This window comes from Salinicola sp. CR57 (assembly GCF_003206585.1).
Taxonomy (GTDB): domain Bacteria; phylum Pseudomonadota; class Gammaproteobacteria; order Pseudomonadales; family Halomonadaceae; genus Salinicola; species Salinicola lusitanus.
This window is the reverse complement of sequence record NZ_PZJL01000005.1, coordinates 715,092-736,095: the sequence shown is the minus strand read 5'-3', so window position 1 is coordinate 736,095 and position 21,004 is coordinate 715,092. Positions and strand designations below refer to the sequence as shown.

Here is a 21,004-nt window from a genome sequence, read left to right as displayed (position 1 = left end):
GCCCGTAGCCCGTAGCTCGTAGCTCGTAGCTCGTAGCTCGCGCTTACTGCCCCGCGATGGTCATCGAGTCGATCAACCAGCTGCCGGTCTGGATGCTTCCCCGCCGGTCGATGTCGTCGCCGATGCCTTGGAGACCGGAGAACATCTCGCGCAGGTTGCCGGCCACGGTGAACTCCTCCACCGGGTGGGATATCCGGCCGTTCTCTACCCAGAAACCCGCCGCGCCTCGCGAATAGTCGCCGGTTACCGGATTGAGCCCCTGGCCCATCATCTCGGTCACCATGACTCCCGTGCCCATCTGCTGCATCAACTGCTCAAGAGAAGAGGTCGGCGCCTGAATGCGAACGTTGCGCGCCCCGCCGGCGTTGCCGGTGGTCTGGAGGCCCAGCCGACGAGCGCTGTAGGCCGCCAGCATGTAACTCGCCAGCCTGCCGCGGTCGATGAAGACGTTGTCGCGAGTCGCGACGCCGTCACCATCGAAGGCGGCGCTCGCCATGCCACCGACCTCGCGCGGATGCTCACCTAGGGTGAACCACTCCGGGAACAGCGTCTCGCCGAGCTGGTCGCAGAGAAACGACGATTCGCGATAGAGCGCCCCGCCGGCGATGCTGTTAAGCAGGTTGCCGACCAGCCCGCGCGCCATGTCCGGCGCCAGCAGCACCGGGAACCGCCCGGTTTTGGGCCGCTGCCCGCCCAGCCGGCTCAGGGTCCGCTCGGCAGCGCTGACACCCACCGACTCCGGACTTGCCAGATCACTGGCCTTGCGCGCCGTGGTGAAATCGTGATCGCGCTGCATGCCGTCGCCACTACCGCCGATCAGCAGGCAGGAAAGAGAGTGGCGAGTGCCACGCTTGCTGCCCAGAAAGCCATGGCTGTTGGCATAGACCGTGACCACTTCCGAGGAAGAGAGGCTGGCACCCTCGGAGTTGGTGATGCCAGCTTGATCACGGCCCGCGCTTTCGCAGCGCAGCGCCAGCTCGACCGCCTGATCGGTGCTCAGCGCCCACGGATGATGGAGATCCAGATCCGGCAGCTCGGTCGCCATGAGCGCTGCGTCGGCGAGCCCCGAGGCCGGGTCCTCGCCGGTGTAACGCGCGATCGAGATCGCCTTCTCGACCACCGCCCGAATCGAGGCGTCCCCGGCGTCCGAGGAGGAGGCGTTGCCCTTGCGGTTGCCCACGTAGACGGTGACCGCGATACCTTGATCGCGAGAGAGCTCGACCGTTTCGATCTCGCCCAGGCGCACGCTGACGCCCAACCCCTGGTCGACGCTGGCACCGACTTCGCAGGCGTCTGCGCCAAGTTGCCTGGCGAGTTCCAGCGCCATGCCGGCGCGCTCCTCGAGACGCAATTGCTGTGCCTCGGCATTGAAAGCTTGACTCATCTAAGACTCCTGATACTTGAAACTCCGGTCATCGGGCACGCCGATCGAGCGGAGCCTGGGTCAATTCGGGCCATGGACGTGGCTCTCTTCCACGCGCCTGGCTGACAAGAGGCGTTGGCGAGGCGGGTCGCGCTGATATACTACGGCCCTCACTCGACGCATTGGGTAAACCATGGCTAACGATTCGGACAACGATACGGCTTTCGATCACGACGCACCTCCCAGTAAGAGCCAGATCAAGCGGGAGATGCAGGAGCTGCAGGCACTTGGCGAGCGCATCATCGCACTGGACCCCGCCGTGCGCGCGCGGCTGCCGCTCTCCGACGAAATGCTCGCTGCCGTCGAGGAGACCGGTCGCATCCGCTCCCACGAAGGACGCCGCCGCCACATGCAGTACGTCGGCAAGGTCATGCGCAAGGAAGACCGCGAGGCGATCCGGGCCGCCTTCGAGGAGATCGACCATGAGCACGCCCAGCGCAACGCCGCGTTCCACCGTCTCGAACGGCTTCGCGACCAGCTCATCGAGGACGATGCCGCCCTGGAGCCATTCATCGAAACGCACCCCCACGTCGACCGCCAGGCACTGCGCCAGTTGATCCGCAACGCCCGTAGCGAGAGAGCGCGGAACAAGCCGCCCGCCAGCTCCCGCAAGCTGTTCCAGTTGATTCGCGACACTGCCGGGCTCTGAACCCCGGGCCGCGCAAACCTGGACCCGTCTCTCGCCAGATCACGCAACGCCTGGCTCGTGGCTACGACGCCGTGCCACCGACGGTGATCTCGTCCAGCTTCAGGGTCGGCTGACCGACGCCGACCGGCACCCCTTGGCCCTCCTTGCCGCAGACCCCGATACCGCTGTCCAGCGCCATGTCGTTACCGATCATCGAGACATGCGACATCGCTTCGGGGCCATTGCCGATCAGCGTGGCGCCCTTGACCGGCGCAGTGATCTTACCGTCTTCGATCAGGTACGCCTCGGAGGCCGAAAACACGAACTTGCCGGAGGTGATATCGACCTGTCCGCCGCCGAAGCTGACCGCGTAGATACCCCGCTTGACGCTCTTGACGATCTCTTCCGGGTCGTCCTGCCCCGCCAGCATGTAGGTGTTGGTCATGCGGGGCATGGTGACATGGGCGTAAGATTCGCGCCGCGCGTTGCCGGTGGGCTGCATGCCCATCAGCCGCGCATTGAGCTTGTCCTGCATGTAGCCGGTGAGAATGCCATCCTCGATCAGCGGCGTGTACTGGCCCGGCGTCCCCTCGTCGTCGATGCTCAGTGAGCCGCGACAGTCGTCGAGCGTGGCATCGTCGACGACAGTGACGCCCTTGGCTGCCACCCGCTGACCCAGGCGACCAGCGAAGGAGGAGCTGCCCTTGCGGTTGAAATCCCCTTCCAGACCGTGGCCCACCGCTTCATGCAGCAGGATGCCCGGCCAGCCATTGGCCAGAACCACCGGCATCTGGCCTGCCGGCGCGTCGACCGCTTCCAGATTCACCAGCGCCTGCCGCACCGCTTCCCTCGCGTAGGTATCGGCGACGTTCTCGTCCCGCAGGCGCTGCATGGAGTAACGGCCGCCGCCGCCGGCGCTGCCGCGTTCGCGGCGCCCGTTCCTGGCGACGATCACGTTGACGTTGAACCGCACCAGCGGACGGATGTCGGCGGCCAGCGTGCCGTCGCTGGCACAGACGAGCACCACCTCGTGCACGCCGGTCAGTGACGCGCTGACCTGGGTCACCGCAGGATCGGCGGCGCGCGCCACGCGATCCGCCTTCTTGAGCATCGCGATCTTCTCTTCGGCACCCAGCCCGCTCAGCGGATCGTCACCCTGGTAGCGAGACGTCGCGGCGGCGACCTGAATCGGTGCCGGTTCACGCCGGTCGCCGCTGCGCGCGATGCCGGAAGCGGTGCGTCCGGTGTCCAGCAGCGCGTCCGAACTGATCTGGCTCGAGTAGGCAAAGCCGGTCTTCTCGCCGGAGAGCGAGCGCACGCCGACGCCCCCATCGATGTTGTAGCTGGCATCCTTGACCTCGCCATCCTCCAGCACCCACATCTCGTGCCAGGTGCGCTGGAAGAAGAGATCGGCGTAATCGATACCGGCGCCCATGGCGTGGCCAAGGCCAACGCTCAGCGATTCGACGTCCAGCCCGCCGGGCGCCAGCAACAGCGTCGACGCCTGCTCGAGAGCGTCACCACTCGTCTGTTTCATCGGACTCAGTGTCATTGGGCACTTTCCAGGTTGATGTTCGGCGAGGACCAGGGGCCCTCGATGCGATAGTAAATCTGCGTTGCGCGATCCAGCCAGCGGCCGAACAGCTGATCGACGACGAAGAGGCCGATACCGACCTGAGGAGCGCCGGCCATGACCGCGACCAATGGCAGGTTCTGGCTGACCGGGACGGTGATCCCGAGGCGCTGGTCCAGCGTCTGCCGATTGAGATCGACGCTGCCGGAGAGCGTGAACCGAGTGGCGGTACCGTCGACGACTATCGGCCCCTCGGTCTGCAATCGGCCATTGTACAGCGTAGCGCTGCCCTCGATGTTATTGAAAGCCGTACCGCCGCTCGTGACGTCGGAAAAGTCCAGTTGCAGACGGCGCAGCACGTTGTCCAGGTTGAACAGGCCGACCAGCTTGGCCCCCGAGGAGTGGATCTGGCGTAGTCGGCCATTCTCGAGGGTCGCCTGAACCCGTCCGGTCGACAGCGGCAAGGCGAACTGCCATGGCGCCCCCGGCCAGGAGAGTTGCAAATCGGCGTCCGCGCTCTCGCTGGTGACCGGCACCTGCTGGCCCATCGCCTGGAAGGCACTTCCCACGTTACCACCCGTGGCTTTCACCTGAGCCCGGCTCAAGCTTGCCTCCCCGGAGGCTTGCCACTCGAGCGACCCGGACAGCTTCAGCTCTCCCAGGGTCAGATTCAGCGGCTCGACGGCGAGTTGCCTATCGTTGGCATGCCAGGTCGCCTCCAGCGGCCCGAACTGCTGCCCCTGACGCTCGAACTGTGCAACCCGCACGCGACCCGCCGGCACTTTGCCGAGACCCGAGGGGATCGCCGCTGGATGGGGGGCGGTCTCGATCTCCTCCATCAGGCTCGACGCCTGGCCCTGGTCCGCCCCCTCCTTGGGGGTCAATGCATCCAGGTTGAGACGTTGCAGATCGATATCGATCGGCATCGCGGCATCCGGCTGCCAACTGGCCTTGCCCGCGGCGATCTCGCCGGCGAGCGACAGTTGCCAGCCATTCGACAGCGGCGAGGCATCGGCCTGCAAGCCACCGAGACAACGCCCTTCCACCAGGATGCAAGGCGTCGATAGCGCAATGCGCTTGAGCCCGCCGCCATCCTTGACGGGCTTCGCCTCGGGATCGCCGACAGCGTCCTCGAGCGTCGTCGGCACACCGCCTTCCGTGTCAGATGCCGAATCGGTGGCTTCGAGTCCGCTCAGGGCCTGTACCCAACGCTGAGTATCGATCCGGTTCGGGCGCCACAGCACGTACCAGCCGGGCTCGCTGGGCCAGGCGGCCTGTTCGCCGGGCCACCCTTCCAGCCACACTTGCCCCTGGACCTGATCGCCGACGGTGCGCCAGCGGGCGTGCCCCCAGCTACCCAGCGTCACCCGGCCGGTGCCGGCGGCAATATCGGCATCGATCGCCAACGACTCGCTCGAAGAAGGCGACTTCCCGAACGGCGGCGGCAGTGCGATCCCCAGGCTCTCGAGATCGCTGCGCACCGTGAGGCTGGCGTTGTCCTGTTCGTCGAACGTCAAGTTGGCGCGATAGGGGAAGAAGCCGCTCAACAGGCCGCCGACGCGAGACAGGCCGGCCCAATCCAGCAGTCCCCGCCCCAGCGCTCTGCCCTCGAGGGCAATGCCGCTGGGGCCGCGCTGGCGGCCGCCGACATTGAAGTGCGCCAGCACCGGTCCCTCGAAAGCCCGCGCCCCCAGCTCTCCGGTGACATAGTCCTCGCCATTGTCACGCCGATAGCGCAAGTCGCCGTTGATGCCACCGAGCGTCAGTTGCAGCTCGGGGAACGTCAATGATTCCGCATCGACCCGGCCCTGGACGTCGACCGCCATGTCGGTCTCGACGTCGCTGCCCTCGTCCATCGGCATGTCGATACGGAGATTGGCACTGACCGAGCCCTCGCTCTGCCAAAGGCCGAAGGTCTCACTCATGGTATCCAGCGGGGCGTGGGCGAGAAAATCCAGCACGCCGGCGGTGCTGCCGTTGACATCACCTTCGACGTGCAGCGTCTTGTCGGCCAGCACGACGCTGGCATTGCGGGTCGTCAGGCCGTGGCTGGTGGCATGTGTGATATTCGCGTCCAGGTCCATGTTGTCCATCTGCAGATGACCGTAGACCTTCTCCAGCGCGGGCCACTCGGGCGCGTACTGGAGACGCCCGTCGGCCACGTCCAGCGACAGCTTGAGATAGTCGTCCGGGTTGACGAACATCTGACCTTCCGGCGCCTCCTTGTCGCTCAGCGTGACGGAGAGCCCCAGCTTGCCCCGCTCGACGATGCCGCCGATGTCGCCGCCGAACCATTCCCGCAACTGCTCGTCGTCGATCACGCGGGTAGGCAGCCACGACAGTACCCGCGAGTTTCGGGCATCGGCATTGGCAAAATCGAGATCGAGCAGGAAGGTGCCGGGCTTGTCCTGGTCATCGTAGAGCGTCAGCCCGAATCGCCCAGTGGCGGTTGCGCCCCGCCATCCCGCCTTGAGGTTCTCGCCGCTGACCACGGCACCCTGGCGGGTCAGTTCGAAGTCGATCTGGCCGCTGGCGCGGGAGAGATCCAGCGGATCGGCGTAGACCATCGGAATCGAGAATTGCGCCGCCTCGTCGGCGGCGAAGGAGACCGTGCCTCCACGTCCACGATAGCTGATCCAGGCATCCGCGGGGCCACCTCCGGGAATCTCGTTCCAGGCGGTGACCGCAGCGTTCTCGAGCGCACTCTGGGCATACCATTCACCGTCTTCTCGCCCAACTTCCAGGCCAGCGACGTGGCCGCGGGGATTCAACTGAATCAGGGTCTGGGCGAGCTCGAACGGCAGCGGCAGATAGCGCAAATAGTCGGTCATGCCGGCCAGATCGAACGGTGCGCTGCGCAGCCACCAGCCATCATCGGTGGAACGGGCCTGCAACTGCTGCGGCCAGTCCACCGCCGCCAGGCCGGCATGAGAGACCCGCAGGTCATCCAGCCAGGCTCTCCAGCCGCCCTCGGCGTCACGGTCCAATCCCGCCTCGAAACCGAGCCCTCGCAGCGTCTCGGAAACCTCGTTGCGGGTGTCATTGACCTGCAACCGGGGTACGTCCAAGGAGAGCCGGCCCTGGCGCAGCCCGCCTTCACGCCACTCGCCGGCCAGCGACGCCTGTCCCTCGACCTTCCCGATCCCTCTGGGGTAACCGGAGCTCAGTGCGACCAGTGACGGCGACAGCGCGCTCAGATCGAGGGCTCCGGCGAAGCGAGCCTCGGGGTGATCGTCGGTGCCGCCACCCCCTGGCTGCGCCGCATCGCCGCTCTCGATTGCCAGATGGAGGTGTCCCGCCTCCTTGCCCCCGGCGCTGAGCGTCGCCTGGATCGAGGCCTGGCCGCTCCGGCTGGCCAGCGTCAGCTGCGAAACCGACACGCTGGCCTGCTCGCGCTCGCCATGCAGGACCAGCGTGACGTTCTCGAGCCGGGCCTGCTGGCGCGCCAGCATCCGCAGCCAGCCGTCGACATCGAGCGAAGACGACGACGAATCGTCGGAGCCACCGAACCAGCGACTGCCTGCGCCATCCGGCCAGGCCCACCGGCCGTCGGCGGCCTGATAGAGGTGCAGCGTCAGCCCCTCGACCTCCCCTCCCCGCAGGACCGGCGCGCCCAGCCGCCAGCTCGCCAGCGTCTCGAGCCGCCCGGCGGCGTGATCGACACTCAGCAGCGGCTGACCGTCATGGGTCTCGAGTCGCAAGTCACTCAACGTCAGGCGGGGATTCAATCGATGGACCGTCAGGGCGAGGTGACCGAGCCCGGCACTGGCATCCAGTTGGTCTTCCAGGACGGAGGTCAGCCAGGGGCTCAACCGGTCGATCTGCCAGGCTGCCAGTCGGACGCCGCTCGAAAGCACGGCGACGACGATGGCAACGAGGGCGACCAGCGTCAGCAGCCAGCGCCAGGTGGCACGCAACCGAGTCATTCGAGGACGACTCATCGGTTCACATCAGCACGATGTCGTACTGTTCCTGGGAGTAGTGCGCCTCCACCTGGAACCGGATCGTCTTGCCGATGAAGGATTCGAGATCGGCCACCGCGGCGGACTCCTCGTCGAGCAACCGATCGACCACCGACTGGGCGGCCAGCACCATGTAGGTCTCCGGCGAATAGGCCCGCTCCTCGCGCAGGATCTCGCGGAAGATCTCGTAGCAGATCGTTTCCGGGGTCTTTAGCGACCCCCGCCCCAGGCAGGTCGGGCAGGGCTCGCACAGAGTCTGTTCGAGACTCTCGCGGGTACGCTTGCGGGTCAGCTGCACCAGGCCCAGCTCGGTAACGCCGGTCAGCTTGTTCTTGGCGTGGTCCCGTTCCAGCGACTTCTCGAGCACCCGCAGCACCTGGCGCTGGTGCTCCAGCTCCTCCATGTCGATGAAGTCGATGATGATGATGCCGCCGAGATTGCGCAGCCGCAGCTGGCGGGCGATGGCGGTCGCGGCTTCGAGGTTGGTCTTGAAGATGGTCTCCTCGAGATTGCGATGGCCGACATAGCCGCCGGTATTGACGTCGATGGTGGTCATCGCCTCGGTCTGGTCGATGACCAGATAACCGCCGGACTTGAGCTGTACCTTGCGCCCCAGTGCCTTCTGGATCTCGTCCTCGACGCTATAGAGATCGAAGATCGGCCGCTCGCCGGGGTAGTATTCGATCCGCGACTCCATGGTCGGCATGAACTCCCGGGCGAACTCCTTGAGCTTGAAGTAGTTCTCGCGAGAGTCGATGCGCACCTTCTCGATCTGGTCGCGCATCACGTCGCGTAGCGTGCGGATGAACAGTGGAAGATCGTCGTAGATCGGGGTGGAGACCTCGGCCGTCGTACGCCGCTCGGCCACCTTCTGCCACAGCCGCTGCAGGAAGACCATGTCGGCGAACAGCTCCTCTCGCCCCACGCCCTCGGCCGCCGTGCGAATGATGAAGCCCCCGCTGTCGCCTGAGGGCAGCTCCGCCTTGCCGCTCTCGACCAGCGCCTTCAATCGTTCGCGCTCGGCCTCGTCCTCGATCCGCTGGGAGACGCCGACATGGGGGGAATCCGGCATATAGACGAGATAGCGGGAGGGAATGGAGAGATGCGTGGTCAACCGCGCCCCCTTCGAACCGATCGGGTCCTTGGTGACCTGGACGATCAGCGACTGCCCGGCGTGCAGCAGATGGCTGATCGACGCCGGCTCCTCGTGCGGGGCATCGGGAGGGAGTACTTCGTTGACGTGAATGAAGGCGGCCCGCTCGAGGCCGATATCGATGAAGGCGGCCTGCATGCCCGGAAGGACCCGCACGACCTTGCCCTTGTAGATATTGCCGACGATGCCCCGGCGACGGCTGCGCTCGATGAAGGCTTCCTGCAGCACGCCGTTTTCCACCACGGCCACCCGCGTTTCCATCGGCGTCAGATTGATCAGTACCTCACCGCTCATGCGGGCATCCTTGTTGCAGGTGGTTCGAGCACGCCGGCGACATCCCTTGCCGGGGCCAGCGGCGCCAGCCTCATGGGAATTATGGCACAGCCGCCCGTTCTCTCATAAGGCGCCCCGTCACGAGGGAAGATCGCCCGCCCCGTCATCCGCCAACGCGCCACCCCACAGCGGGACACCTTGCCCGCGTAGCAGGGCCGCGGTCTCGGCAAGCGGCAGACCCACCACGGCGGAGTAGCTCCCCACCAATTGGTCGACGAAGATCGATGCCAGGCCCTGAATCGCGTAGCCGCCCGCCTTGTCCAGCGGCTCCCCGGTTGCCCAGTAGGCCGACGCTTCCGCCTCGTCGATGCGACGCATCACCACGCGGGTGGAGACCCGGCTCTCGACCAGCCCCCGAGGGCCCAGCACGGCCACCGCGGACAGTACCCGGTGCTCCCGCCCGGACAGCATCATCAACATCTCGCGGGCGTGGGCTTGATCTGCCGGCTTGCCGAAGATGGCATCGTCGCAGACCACGACGGTGTCGGCGCCCAAGGTGGGCAACGCACTGCCCACATGGCCCGCTTCGGCCTTCTGGCGAGCCAGGCGCGAGACGAAGCGCTCCGGCGACTCGTCGTCCAGCCGGGACTCGTCGATGTCGGTCGGCACGACCTCGGCCGTGACGCCGATCGATGCCAGCAGCTCGCGCCGACGCGGCGACGCCGATGCCAGGCGCAGGACGGGGTCGGCGCGGGAAGCGGCATTCATGGGCAAATCCTCCGAGGGAGCTGGGAAGTCACCGGCCGTCGGCATGCCGCCACCGGTCGGGAAGAGCGCCGGTCACGCCGCAGCGTGGTCGCGAATGGCCGCTGCGACGGCTACCCGATGCCCAACCGGCGACGCACCACCTGCATCATGGTGAATAGCCACGGCCAGAGCAGCGCTCCGATCAGTGCTGGCAGCAGGAACTCGAGGCTGACGGAGATCGGGCCGAAGATCGTGCGCAGCCACTGTTCGACCAGTTGCGCGATACCCAGCAGAATGAAGACCAGCACGGCCTGCTGCCAGATCGAATAGACGCGGAAGCGCTGATAGAGCAGTAGGAAGAGATAGGCAAGCAGCGACAGCACCAGGGCATTCTGCCCCAGCGGTGCGCCCTCGATCAGGTCGAGCATCAGGCCCAGCACGAAGCCATGCAGCACGCCCACGCGTTGCGGGGTGGCGACACACCAGTAGGCCAGCAGCACGCCCAGCCAGTCCGGTCGCCATACCAGCCAGGCATCCGGCAGCGGCATCACCTGCAGGCAGAGCGCCAACAGCAGCGTGAACCAGACGAAGAGATAACCTAACGGACCCATGGCTACTCCTGCTCCGTGGACTGCAGTGTCAGCGCTGCGGTCAACGCGTCTTCATTGATCCGGTTGGTATCGGGATGACCGGGATCACCCGGCCATACCACCTGGCGAGCCATGCGTTCCGGCGCGCTCAAGCTCTCCTCGGGTCGCTCGGGCGGAAACAGCAGCAGGAAATAGCGCGAGCGCTCCGGCTGGGAGATCGGCTCCGCCGAGACTTCCATGAACGCCTGACTCGACTCGCGCTTGACGTCGACGACACGCGCGACCGGATAGCCCTGAGGGAAACGCCCGCCCAGTCCGGATGTCACCAGCAGATCGCCCTCGCGAATATCCGCCGTCGCCGGCACGCTGGGAATGTTGAGCGAATCGAGCTGGCCGGTGCCCTGGGCGATGAAGCGCAAACCGTTGCGATTGATCTCCACCGGCACCGCATGGTTGGCATCGGCCACCATCAGCACGCGGCTGGTATAGGCGGAGACGGAGACCACCTGGCCGATCAGACCCGAGGCGTCCATCACCGGTTGGCCAATGTAGACGCTATCGCGCCGCCCTCGGTTGATCACCATCTGCTGGGTGAACGGGTCGGAGTCCAGCGACAGCAGCTCGGCAGTAATATAGGGCACGTCGGCGGGATTCGGAGCGTTGAGCAGTTCGCGCAGATGGATGTTCTCGGCGGTCAGGCTCGCCATGCGCTGCACCCGGTTGGAGAGCGTCAGCAGCTGCTCGCGCAGGCGCCCGTTCTCGTCGATCAGCGCCTGCTGGTCGGAGATCGCCATGGCGCCCCAGCGCACACCCTCGCTAGGCAGCGCGACCAGCCACTGGATCGGCGCCACGATCGAGGTCATATGGGAACGTGCCGTTTCCACCGCGCTGAAGCGGTGTTCGGCAAACATCAGCCCGAACGCCAGTACCGCACACAGCAGCATGCGGTACGTGGGTATCGGGCCGTAGGAAAACAGCGGTTTGATAGGCCTCACCCCCACCTACCGAAGACGGAAGGTGCCGCTCGGCGGCCTCATCCGTCGCGGCTGGCCTCAATCGCTGGAGAGCAGTTCGAAGGTATGCTGATCGATCATCTCGAGCGCCTTGCCGCCACCCCGAGCAACGCAGGTGAGCGGATCCTCGGCGATGATGACCGGCAGGCCGGTCTCCTCGGCGATCAGCTTGTCGATATCACGCAGCAACGCGCCACCGCCGGTCAGCACCAGGCCACGCTCGGCGATGTCGGAGGCCAGTTCCGGCGGGGACTGCTCCAGTGCGCTCTTGACCGCCGCGACGATGGAGGCCAACGGCTCCTGCAGCGCATCGAGAATTTCGTGGGAATTGAGCGTGAAGCTGCGCGGAATGCCCTCGGCCAGGTTGCGCCCGCGAACGTCGATCTCGCGCAGCTCGCCGCCCGGATAGGCGCAGCCCACCTCCTCCTTGATCCGCTCCGCCGTCGCCTCGCCGATCAGACTGCCGTAGTGACGACGCACGTAGGAGGTGATCGCCTCGTCGAAGCGGTCGCCACCCACCCGCACGGATTCGGAGTAGACCACGCCATTGAGCGAGATGATCGCGATCTCGGTGGTGCCGCCACCGATGTCGACGACCATGGAACCCTGCGCCTCCTCGACCGGCAGGCCGGCACCGATCGCGGCAGCCATTGGCTCCTCGATCAGGTAGACATCCCGTGCGCCGGCACCCTCGGCGGACTCCTTGATCGCGCGGCGCTCGACCTGCGTGGACATGCAGGGAACGCACACCAGCACGCGCGGGCTGGGCGTCAGGAAAGTGCTTTGATGAACTTTGCGGATGAAGTGCTGTAGCATCTGCTCGGTAACGGTGAAATCGGCAATCACACCATCCTTCATCGGACGGATGGCGGTAATGTTACCGGGCGTGCGCCCCAGCATCCGTTTGGCGTCGAGACCGACAGCCGCAACACTACGCATGTTGCCGGATTGGCGAATCGCCACGACGGAGGGTTCGTCCAGGACGATCCCGCGACCGCGGACATAAATCAGCGTGTTGGCGGTCCCCAGATCGATCGACAGATCGCTCGAGAACAGCCCCCGTAAACGTTTAAACATGGAAACTTTTACCTAGTCCAGACCGGAACCCTGTGCGGACGCAAACGGTATCACCGTGGGGGTAAAGCAGCAAGCGCAAGCCTGCCAGATGGGGCGTTAATATGATAATGTCTCCTCCATTTCTTGGCATGAACAGTATCGCGAAGTTTTAGCGCGATGACCGTCTCCGATTTCCGACATCCCGAGGTTCGGGACTGGCCCTTTGGGTAGAGGTTTCGGCGATCCGGTCTCACCGCCATTCACGACGCGATGTCTCAACCAGAGGACCTTTTCTACATGGCAATCGAACATGCGGACGTGCTGCGCGCCGCGCATCTGGCTCGCCTGGGACTCAACAGCGATGCCGAAGCGGCCGGCTATGTCGACGACCTGACCCGGATTCTGGAAATGGTCGATCGCTTGCAGGCGGTGGACACCGATGGCATCGCGCCCCTCTCCCACCCGCTCGACACCACCCAGCGCCTGCGCCCGGACGAGGTCACCGAGACCAATCAGCGCGACGCCTTCCAGGCCTGCGCGCCGGAGACCGCCGAGGGCCTCTATCTGGTACCGCGTGTCGTCGAATAAGTTCGACATTTCAGGACACTTTAGACTTCAGGGCGCTTTAGAGAGTCGACTAAGTTCGACATCGTCGAGCACGTCCGACGTCGTTTATCGATGAGAGCGACAATTGCCGTCATTTCATCCCGCATAGCGATCTGACTCAGGGAATATCGACCCCATGCATCATATGACGCTCACGGAACTCGCCAAGGGCCTAAAAGCCGGCGACTTTTCCAGCCGAGAGCTGACCACCAGCCTGCTCGACCGTATCGAGCGCCTGGATGGCGAGATCAACAGCTTCGTCACCGTCACTCGCGATCAAGCCCTCGCTGCTGCCGATGTCGCCGACCAGGCCCGCGCCAAGGGCGAGTCGCGCCCGCTTGCCGGCCTGCCGCTGGCGATCAAGGATATCTTCTGCACCCAGGGCATCCGTACCAGTTGCGGTTCGAAGATGCTCGACAACTTCCAGGCGCCCTACAACGCCACGGTGGTCGAGAAGCTCCAGGCCGCCGGCATGATCAGCCTCGGCAAGACCAACATGGACGAGTTCGCCATGGGCTCGTCCAACGAAAACAGCTTCTATGGCCCGGTCAAGAACCCCTGGGACCACACCGCCGTCCCCGGTGGCTCCTCCGGTGGCAGCGCCGCCGCCGTCGCGGCCGGATTCGCGCCTGCCGCGCTGGGTACCGATACCGGCGGCTCGATTCGCCAGCCGGCCGCCTTCTGCGGCATCACCGGCCTCAAGCCGACCTATGGCCGGGTCTCCCGCTACGGCATGGTCGCGTTCGCCTCGAGCCTCGACCAGGGCGGGCCGATGGCCCGCAGCGCGGAAGATTGCGCCCACCTGCTCGGCGCCATCGCCGGCCACGACCTGCGTGACTCCACCAGCGTCGCCCGGGTGGTGCCGGACTATCTGGCCGAGCTGGACGCGCCGCTGGACGGACTCAAGATCGGGCTGCCCAAGGAGTACTTCGGTGACGGCCTGGACGCGGAGGTCGAAAGCGCCATCCGCGAAGCGATCCGGGTCTACGAATCCCTGGGCGCCAAGGTGTGCGAGGTCAGCCTGCCGCATACCCACCTGGCGGTGCCGGCCTACTACGTGATCGCCCCGGCGGAAGCCTCCTCGAATCTCTCACGCTACGACGGCGTGCGCTTCGGCCACCGCTGCGACAACCCGGTCGATCTAGAGGATCTCTACAAGCGCTCGCGCGCCGAGGGCTTCGGCGACGAGGTCAAGCGCCGTATCCTGATCGGCACCCACACCTTGTCGGAAGGCTTCTTCGACGCCTACTACCGCAAGGCGCAGCAGGTCCGCCGCCTGATCCGCCAGGACTTCATGGACGCCTTCGAGGAAGTCGACGTGCTGATGGGCCCGGCCGCGCCGACCCCGGCGTTCGATCTCGGCGCCAAGAAAGACCCGGTCTCGATGTATCTGCAGGACATCTACACCATCGCCATCAACCTGGCCGGCATCCCGGGCATCAGCGTACCCGCCGGTTTCTCTGGCCAGGGCCACCGGCCGATCGGCCTCCAGATTCTCGGCCAGCACTTCGCCGAGGGCCAACTGCTCAACGTGGCGCATCAGTTCCAGCAGGCGACGGACTGGCACCGTCGGCATCCGACCGATCAGGAGACAACCTAATGCAGTGGGAAACCGTCATCGGGTTGGAGGTCCATGTCCAGCTCGCCACCCAATCCAAGATCTTTTCCGGCGCCTCCACCGCGTTCGGCGCCGAGCCCAACACCCAGGCCTGCGCCATCGATCTGGGCCTGCCCGGCGTGCTGCCGGTGCTCAATGAAGGCGCCGTGGCAATGGCCGTTCAGTTCGGCCTGGCGATCAACGCCGAGATCCCCGAGACCTCGCTGTTCGAGCGCAAGAATTACTTCTACCCCGACCTGCCCAAGGGCTATCAGACCAGCCAGATGGCCCAGCCCATCGTCGGCAAGGGGGAAGTCGAGATCGTGCTGGACGACGAGGTGCGCAAGCGGATCCGCATCCACCACGCCCACCTGGAAGAGGACGCCGGCAAGTCGCTGCACGAAGACTTCCACGGCATGAGCGGCATCGATCTCAACCGTGCCGGCACGCCGCTGCTGGAGATCGTCTCCGAACCCGACATGCGCTCGGCCAAGGAAGCGGTCGCCTACATTCGTGCGATTCACGCCATCGTCACCTATCTGGGCATTTCCGACGGCAACATGGCCGAAGGCTCGATGCGCTGCGACGTCAACGTCTCGGTGCGCCCCAAGGGCCAGGAAACGCTGGGCACCCGTGCCGAGATCAAGAACGTCAACTCGTTCCGCTTCGTCGAGCGCGCGATCGAATTCGAGGTCGAGCGCCAGATCGAGCTGATCGAGGATGGCGGCAAGGTCGTCCAGGAAACCCGGCTCTACGATCCGGACCAGGACGAGACCCGCAGCATGCGTACCAAGGAGGAAGCCAACGACTATCGTTACTTCCCCTGCCCCGATCTGCTGCCGGTGATGCTCGATAGCGCCTATATCGAACACCAGCGCGCGACCCTGCCGGAGCTGCCCACCGAGAAGCGTCACCGCTTCGAGACCAGCCTCGGGCTCTCGGCCTATGATGCCGGCGTGCTCTCCTCGACCCGCCCGATGGCCGAGTATTTCGAGGCCGTGCTGGCCGTCTGCGGCGATGCCAAGCAGGCGGCCAACTGGGTCCAGGGCGAGCTCTCCGGGCATCTCAACCGCGAGAACATCGATATCAGCAACAGCCCGGTCACCCCAGAGCAGTTGGGTGGCCTGGTCAGCCGCGTGCTCGACGACACCATCAACGGCAAGGCGGCCAAGCAGGTCTTCGCCGCGCTGTGGAACAACGAAGGCCAGAGCGCCGACGAGATCATCGACACCCGCGGGCTCAAGCAGGTCACCGACACCGGCGCCATCGAAGCGATGATCGACCAGGTCATCGCCGACAGCCCGGTGCAGGTCGCCCAGTACCGCGACGCCGACCCGGAGAAGCGCGGCAAGATGATCGGCTACTTCGTCGGCCAGGTGATGAAGGCCTCCCGCGGCACCGCCAACCCGCAGCAGGTCAACGGCCTGCTCAAGCAGAAGCTGGACGAAGCCTGAGTCAACGCTCGACTCAACCAGTCAGCACCAACGAAAAAGCCCATGGCCTTGGCCATGGGCTTTTGCATGTTGGTGACGCGATAGGCCTAGGCCGCCTCGGTCTGCACCCGCTGCCGCAAGGCAAGCGCACACCTCTCGCGATCCTCCTTGGCCAGGCTCTTGAGCGGGATCTTGAGCTTGCCTTCACCGGAACTCTCTTTGCGGTAGTAAAGCACACATTCGCGCGGGGTCGCTTCGACGCGGGCCAACTGGTCAAGCGCAAGGGTCGTACGCGGACGGATAATCGCCAGCTTGACCGAAACATGCTCATCCGTGAGACGAACCACCGGATTGAACTGGAACCAGAGCCCAGCCACGATCAGGGCGCAAGCGATGAGGATGGGCGCACCTGGAAAAATCGGCGAACTGGGAATCGCCAACAGCGACGCGAGCAATAATCCACCCCCGCCGCAAAGCGCGATAAGCGAGGAGATCTTGGCGTAAAAAGCTTGATCCGGACTTTCTTGGTCTGGCATATGAAATCATCCCTTTAGCGTCGAACAGGCTGGCGCCAGTTGATGACTTACCGCCACACACCAGCACCTACGCGAAAGCTTCAGTTGGCGCGACGGATAAAACCACCGCCAACCTGAACGTTGTGCTCTTTCTGCCATTCTTTGGATTGACGAATGGCTTCGTCGATCTGCTCTTGAGTCATTTCCTTGGCAATACGCCTCTTACTTTCAACCCCAGCGGTACCACTTAGATCATAATATTTATAAGCACTAACCAAATCCACGCTTGTGCCAACTCCTTTTTCGTAGTAGCCGGCCAAGTAGTGAAAATTGATTATCTTGTCTGACTCGTATTTTGAAAATGCTGACTTCTTAGCCCAATAAAAAGATTTTTTTTCGTCCACTGCCACCCCAATACCTTTGCGATAAATAGCCGACAGGGCTCCAGCAGATTGAGTATCTCCAGCATTAGCCGCTTTGCTTAACCAAAAAACAGCCTTTTCCATGTTTTTCGGATATAACCCCTTCCAAGAGCGCCCCAAATACGCCCTTCCTAACATTCTCTGAGAAAGAATATAGCCATCTTCTGCCGTGTCAGTCGCAAGCCCCCTTGCCTTGTCCAGATCTTTGTCTAAACAAACACCATCATAATACATCGTAGCCAATGTAAATCCAGCGTCAACAACATTCGCCTGCCAAGCTTTCTGCAACAATGACACCGCTTTGCGGCAATCTTTTCTCACATCAAATTCTTGATCTCCGTCCACATATAAGACGCCAAGCAAATATTGTTTCAGATGCTTATCATCGCCATTCAAGTCCTTCAAATGATCCTCTGAAAACCGATCATAGGCAGCATTGAATTCACGACCGGTGGGGTCATTAAAAAAAATTCCTGCATAAACATAATTTGCAGCAAACAAAAAAAGCAATACAAGCATCAATCTCATTGCGGAAGCTCCATTAGAAAAACATCAGAGCTGCCAAGTGCAGCACGATACGTTTTCAGATTTATAGACAGAGTAGCCATGTCAGAGAGTTCTTTCCGAGTGTAAGCCTGGCACCATTCCATACTATAACCATTGCCCACCTCAACGAATTGTGGAGTATCGGAAGATCCCGTACTTCGGTCTCGTCCACGCTTTCTTTCAGAAGACAACCCACTGGCTCCGCCAGTACGCTTATAAGACCAAGCATATGTATAGTCACGCAGATTCGCGACACTAAGCTCAATATCAAGCTCCATAAAATCCAACTTTGGAACTCTGACTTTTAGATTAATCTTTACAAGACTTCTCTCAGCTTTAAAACCCTGAATCTCCTTGGAAGTCGTACCCAGTATGCCATGACTGCTAGCAACACCTACATCTTTCTCCCTAAACTCCTGCTCCCATGACAACTCGACAACCAGCCCCTCAAAGACCATCTCCAGCGAACTTTGCTCGGACGCCATATCGTCGAACGGCAGGACTTGCATATCTTCTCTTTCCGATGGCTTACCGAGAATGCTGCGGTTCACCCACATCTGCACCGCCGGGGATACCATGGCCACAAATGCATAACCCAGCAGTAGCGTCAGAATCCCGAAAAATACGCCCACGACGAGCCCGACACCCGTACTCGCACTGATCACGACGATAGAGGCAATACCGGCGATAACCCCAACCCCGCCCACGATCATGCCATAGTGGCCGGTAACACTCTGGCCTGTCTTGTTGGCCTCGCTGGCTTCCGTCAATTTCTTCAGGCCATCCCAGATCGAGATCATGCCACCCGCCGCGCCGAGCACGTCACTGACAAAGGCCCATTTAATTCCACCGATCGCCGCGCCTTCCGTCGACAGGCCCAGGCTCGCCATGCGAATCTTATGGTAGCCTTCGATCCCCGCCATCGCCCCACTGGCCACGCTGACACCCGAGCCAATGATCTTGCTCCAGTCGGCGCCCTCCTCATCGTCCACGAAGGCGCCTTCTTGCCAGGAGACGATCAGGCTCCATAGCACCAGGCAGGCACCGGCGACCTGGCCACTGCCCTTGTGGGCACTGAGCAGGGTGTTGCCGATATCGCGGGCGTTCTGCGCCAGATCACCCACGCGCTGCTGTTCATCCTCCGGCGTATAGCTGCCTGGCAGGGAGGGGGGGTCGCCACTCTCCTTCGTCACCGAGTTGATATCCGCGTAGACCGGCAAGGCAATGCGTACCGTTCTGTCGCTATCGGCCATCGGGGCAGAAAAGTTGCCGACCATACCGTCCAGAGACTTCAGCGCCTCGCTGGTATCGGCACCTTGATCCGGCTTTTTGGCACTCGCTTGCGAGACGGCGCGTAGCCACTGATAGAGTTCGGAGAGTTTGATCTCCCGCTCGACCAGAGTGGGCGCCGGCTGTTCGCCGTTCAGTGCTTGCGGATCGGCCATGAAGGCCAGTTGGTGATAACGCACGAACTGCGACAGCGCCGGCTTATAGTCCGGCGCTGGCACCCCGGCGGCTCGGTACAGTACCAGCGAGGCAATCGAGTTGCCGATCGTCGTTGCTAGTAGGTCCTGAATCGGGCGCCAGCGGTTGATGATCTGGTCGCCTGTCGGCGCGCGCCCGTCAGGCTTCTGAGTGCGTTCACGGACTTGCCGAAAGCGCTCACCCCATGACTTTAGCGTCTGCGCCGATAGCTGTGACCCAGTGGGCAAGCTACCTAAACGCTCCCGGGCCTGCGCGATTAGTTCGGCGTCATTGGCAAAGAGCGCCGCGAGTAGCGGCGACTCACTCGACTCGAGATCGTCGGCCAACAGCTTCCATAAGCCACCACTGGAGGGCGACATGATGCCGCCACGCAGTGCATTGCCTATCAGGCCACTGAGTCCCAGCCCGGTCCAGTAGTCGGACTGGCTATAACGGCCAATCACGGCAGGCAAGCCATACCTAGCCCAAATGGCATAGTCATCGTCGAATACGGCGGCCAGACTCTGGCAATGTGCCGTATTGTCCTCGTAGGCCTGCTTGAAGGCAGTGAGTGCATCGACATCGTACATGCGGTGCAACTGATCCAAGTGCTGCTCGTTAGCCAACTCCGCATCAGATTTCAAACGATTGATGCGGTTACGCAGCTCCGTCTTTCTCATCTGACTGCCAGGACCTTGCACACGAGAAGAATTCAGTTCATTCAACTCGTCTTCCAACCGCTTCCTTTCGGCCTTATCTTCATCGGATACGTGGAACAGCTCGTCGCGTTCCCGTTGCGCCTGCTCGACGGCACTATTCAAACTACTTCGCTCAGCGAACTCGAACGCATGAGCAGGGGACGGCCCCCGAGCTAAAATCTCGCGATTTTTCTCGACAAACTCATCCCTGGCTTTTTTGGCATCCTCGACGGCTTTATCCGCATCCGCTTGCTGCTGGGCCCTGTAGCCTTGTTCGAAGCGCTTTTGAAAAGCATCGATGGCCTGCATGCAGAGCAGCTTGCGACGACGCACATTGTGTATCTGCGCCTCGTCATCCTCTTCTTCCTTGTTGTAGAAGAACTCTTCGACGCTGGCCAACGCCTGATGCCGATAGGCGTTCAACTCATCGATGATGCCGATTTCGTCCTTGACCGCGAGAATGAGCCCCTTGCCCTGGTATTCACTGCCGGCATGGTCGAGCCGGCGCTGCATGGCGTCCCTGAGTTCGCCGGGCTCATACAGCGGTCGCGTCGGGCCGCTGGACCAGAACTGTTCATCCAGACTTTCTGCCGCCGCGCTGTATTCGGCGACTTTCTCCAGCTCATCGATGCCAAAGACGCAAGATTGCCGCTGCCCTCCCACCCACGCCGGGATGTTCACCTGCTGCATGTGGTCCTGACGCCACGCCTCATCACTGCCGATCATCCGGATGTGGGCGTTGGGCCAGGGGTGTTCGCTGAAGGCGTAGTAAAGCGTGCCCGATTTCTCGGGAAACGGCAGGGTGACGATAGACGCATCCAGGACATCGCCGGGCTTGTTCTTGCAGCTGTCGGGGAACTTGATGTCGTCCAGCGCGGGCGGCTGCAGCACCGGGAACTGATAGTACTTGCCATCGCTGGTGATCGCGTAGGCGTACCAATAGTTCCCGTCTGTATTGTCCTGGTCGTAGAAGTAGAGATACCCCTGGCGTAGCTGACGCAGAATGTACTTGTTGACCTGGCTACCGGTGCTCTGCGTAAGCTCCGCCCTGACCTCGTCGGGCACGCTTCTCGCCTGCTCTTCGCCGCCTACCAGACTCTTGTCCAGCAGAATGTCGGTGAACTCCTGGATTCTCGAGGTCTCGAGTTCCGGTATATCGCCATTGCGGTCGTTACGCTGGCAGACAGCGTAGCGCACGGGAAGGATCGGTAGTCCCTTGCGTTCACAGAACTGGCAGCTCCCGCTCTCCTGGCCCGCCGCCTCATTTTCCGCTGCGTGAGAGCTCGCTTGAGATGGTGCGGTCAT

15 protein-coding genes are annotated in these 21,004 nt (G+C 63.1%); 4 read left to right on the top strand and 11 right to left on the bottom strand.

Features of this window, described 5'->3' with window-relative positions; all coding sequences use genetic code 11:
* Positions 1-43 precede the first annotated feature (43 nt).
* The gene (pmbA, locus tag DOM56_RS10065) at positions 44-1,384 is read right to left on the bottom strand and encodes a metalloprotease PmbA (RefSeq protein ID WP_110708620.1); all 1,341 of its coding nucleotides are present in this window, start codon (positions 1,382-1,384) and stop codon (positions 44-46) included.
* A gap of 172 nt (positions 1,385-1,556) precedes the next feature.
* On the opposite strand from pmbA, the gene yjgA reads away from it, so the two are divergent.
* Positions 1,557-2,072 (top strand): ribosome biogenesis factor YjgA, encoded by a 516-nt coding sequence (gene yjgA / locus DOM56_RS10060; protein WP_110708619.1) that lies wholly within the window; start codon positions 1,557-1,559, stop codon positions 2,070-2,072.
* Between the two features lie 61 nt (positions 2,073-2,133).
* Here yjgA and tldD read toward each other — a convergent pair whose 3' ends face one another.
* The 7 genes from tldD to DOM56_RS10025 all read right to left on the bottom strand — a co-directional run bounded on the left by tldD (position 2,134) and on the right by DOM56_RS10025 (position 12,439).
* Positions 2,134-3,603, bottom strand: coding sequence for a metalloprotease TldD (tldD, locus tag DOM56_RS10055; protein ID WP_232822241.1), 1,470 nt, complete (start codon positions 3,601-3,603; stop codon positions 2,134-2,136).
* Positions 3,600-7,565 carry an AsmA-like C-terminal region-containing protein gene (locus DOM56_RS10050; RefSeq protein WP_157958204.1) on the bottom strand — a complete coding sequence of 1,322 codons (3,966 nt, stop codon included), beginning with the start codon at positions 7,563-7,565 and terminating at the stop codon, positions 3,600-3,602. Before DOM56_RS10050 ends, tldD begins: the two co-directional genes overlap by 4 nt.
* Before the next feature lie 4 nt (positions 7,566-7,569).
* The gene (gene rng, locus DOM56_RS10045) at positions 7,570-9,033 is read right to left on the bottom strand and encodes a ribonuclease G (RefSeq protein ID WP_110598219.1); all 1,464 of its coding nucleotides are present in this window, start codon (positions 9,031-9,033) and stop codon (positions 7,570-7,572) included.
* Between the two features lie 117 nt (positions 9,034-9,150).
* Positions 9,151-9,780 (bottom strand): nucleoside triphosphate pyrophosphatase, encoded by a 630-nt coding sequence (locus DOM56_RS10040; RefSeq protein ID WP_110708617.1) that lies wholly within the window; start codon positions 9,778-9,780, stop codon positions 9,151-9,153.
* Between the two features lie 110 nt (positions 9,781-9,890).
* Complete coding sequence (gene mreD / locus DOM56_RS10035) at positions 9,891-10,370, bottom strand: rod shape-determining protein MreD (RefSeq protein ID WP_110708616.1); 480 nt, start codon at positions 10,368-10,370, stop codon at positions 9,891-9,893.
* 2 nt (positions 10,371-10,372) lie between these two features.
* On the bottom strand, positions 10,373-11,344 hold the full coding sequence (gene mreC, locus DOM56_RS10030) for a rod shape-determining protein MreC (protein WP_280951287.1): 972 nt from the start codon (positions 11,342-11,344) through the stop codon (positions 10,373-10,375).
* A 57-nt stretch (positions 11,345-11,401) separates the two neighbouring features.
* On the bottom strand, positions 11,402-12,439 hold the full coding sequence (locus DOM56_RS10025; RefSeq protein WP_110598223.1) for a rod shape-determining protein: 1,038 nt from the start codon (positions 12,437-12,439) through the stop codon (positions 11,402-11,404).
* 276 nt (positions 12,440-12,715) lie between these two features.
* On the opposite strand from DOM56_RS10025, the gene gatC reads away from it, so the two are divergent.
* The 3 genes from gatC to gatB all read left to right on the top strand — a co-directional run bounded on the left by gatC (position 12,716) and on the right by gatB (position 16,075).
* A complete protein-coding gene (gene gatC / locus DOM56_RS10020; protein ID WP_110708615.1) occupies positions 12,716-13,006 on the top strand; it encodes an Asp-tRNA(Asn)/Glu-tRNA(Gln) amidotransferase subunit GatC in 291 nt (96 codons plus the stop codon).
* Between the two features lie 154 nt (positions 13,007-13,160).
* The gene (gene gatA / locus DOM56_RS10015; protein ID WP_110708614.1) at positions 13,161-14,624 is read left to right on the top strand and encodes an Asp-tRNA(Asn)/Glu-tRNA(Gln) amidotransferase subunit GatA; all 1,464 of its coding nucleotides are present in this window, start codon (positions 13,161-13,163) and stop codon (positions 14,622-14,624) included.
* Positions 14,624-16,075 (top strand): Asp-tRNA(Asn)/Glu-tRNA(Gln) amidotransferase subunit GatB, encoded by a 1,452-nt coding sequence (gatB, locus tag DOM56_RS10010; protein WP_110598226.1) that lies wholly within the window; start codon positions 14,624-14,626, stop codon positions 16,073-16,075. The genes gatA and gatB overlap by 1 nt, the downstream gene beginning before the upstream one ends.
* 86 nt (positions 16,076-16,161) lie before the next feature.
* Here gatB and DOM56_RS10005 read toward each other — a convergent pair whose 3' ends face one another.
* From DOM56_RS10005 to DOM56_RS09995, 3 genes are all read right to left on the bottom strand, one after another.
* Positions 16,162-16,590 carry a hypothetical protein gene (locus tag DOM56_RS10005; RefSeq protein ID WP_110708613.1) on the bottom strand — a complete coding sequence of 143 codons (429 nt, stop codon included), beginning with the start codon at positions 16,588-16,590 and terminating at the stop codon, positions 16,162-16,164.
* An 80-nt stretch (positions 16,591-16,670) separates the two neighbouring features.
* A complete protein-coding gene (locus DOM56_RS10000) occupies positions 16,671-17,519 on the bottom strand; it encodes a tetratricopeptide repeat protein (protein ID WP_110708612.1) in 849 nt (282 codons plus the stop codon).
* On the bottom strand, positions 17,516-21,004 hold the full coding sequence (locus tag DOM56_RS09995; RefSeq protein ID WP_110708611.1) for a T6SS effector BTH_I2691 family protein: 3,489 nt from the start codon (positions 21,002-21,004) through the stop codon (positions 17,516-17,518). Before DOM56_RS09995 ends, DOM56_RS10000 begins: the two co-directional genes overlap by 4 nt.

Bases quoted from the DNA above. Each gene is read 5' to 3' on its own strand.
- pmbA (WP_110708620.1), bottom strand. From the start codon at position 1,384: ATGAGTCAAGCTTTCAATGCCGAGGCACAGCAATTGCGTCTCGAGGAG.
- yjgA (WP_110708619.1), top strand. From the start codon at position 1,557: ATGGCTAACGATTCGGACAACGATACGGCTTTCGATCACGACGCACCT.
- tldD (WP_232822241.1), bottom strand. From the start codon at position 3,603: ATGACACTGAGTCCGATGAAACAGACGAGTGGTGACGCTCTCGAGCAG.
- DOM56_RS10050 (WP_157958204.1), bottom strand. From the start codon at position 7,565: ATGAGTCGTCCTCGAATGACTCGGTTGCGTGCCACCTGGCGCTGGCTG.
- rng (WP_110598219.1), bottom strand. From the start codon at position 9,033: ATGAGCGGTGAGGTACTGATCAATCTGACGCCGATGGAAACGCGGGTG.
- DOM56_RS10040 (WP_110708617.1), bottom strand. From the start codon at position 9,780: ATGAATGCCGCTTCCCGCGCCGACCCCGTCCTGCGCCTGGCATCGGCG.
- mreD (WP_110708616.1), bottom strand. From the start codon at position 10,370: ATGGGTCCGTTAGGTTATCTCTTCGTCTGGTTCACGCTGCTGTTGGCG.
- DOM56_RS10025 (WP_110598223.1), bottom strand. From the start codon at position 12,439: ATGTTTAAACGTTTACGGGGGCTGTTCTCGAGCGATCTGTCGATCGAT.
- gatC (WP_110708615.1), top strand. From the start codon at position 12,716: ATGGCAATCGAACATGCGGACGTGCTGCGCGCCGCGCATCTGGCTCGC.
- gatA (WP_110708614.1), top strand. From the start codon at position 13,161: ATGCATCATATGACGCTCACGGAACTCGCCAAGGGCCTAAAAGCCGGC.
- gatB (WP_110598226.1), top strand. From the start codon at position 14,624: ATGCAGTGGGAAACCGTCATCGGGTTGGAGGTCCATGTCCAGCTCGCC.
- DOM56_RS10005 (WP_110708613.1), bottom strand. From the start codon at position 16,590: ATGCCAGACCAAGAAAGTCCGGATCAAGCTTTTTACGCCAAGATCTCC.
- DOM56_RS10000 (WP_110708612.1), bottom strand. From the start codon at position 17,519: ATGAGATTGATGCTTGTATTGCTTTTTTTGTTTGCTGCAAATTATGTT.
- DOM56_RS09995 (WP_110708611.1), bottom strand. From the start codon at position 21,004: ATGACCGCACCATCTCAAGCGAGCTCTCACGCAGCGGAAAATGAGGCG.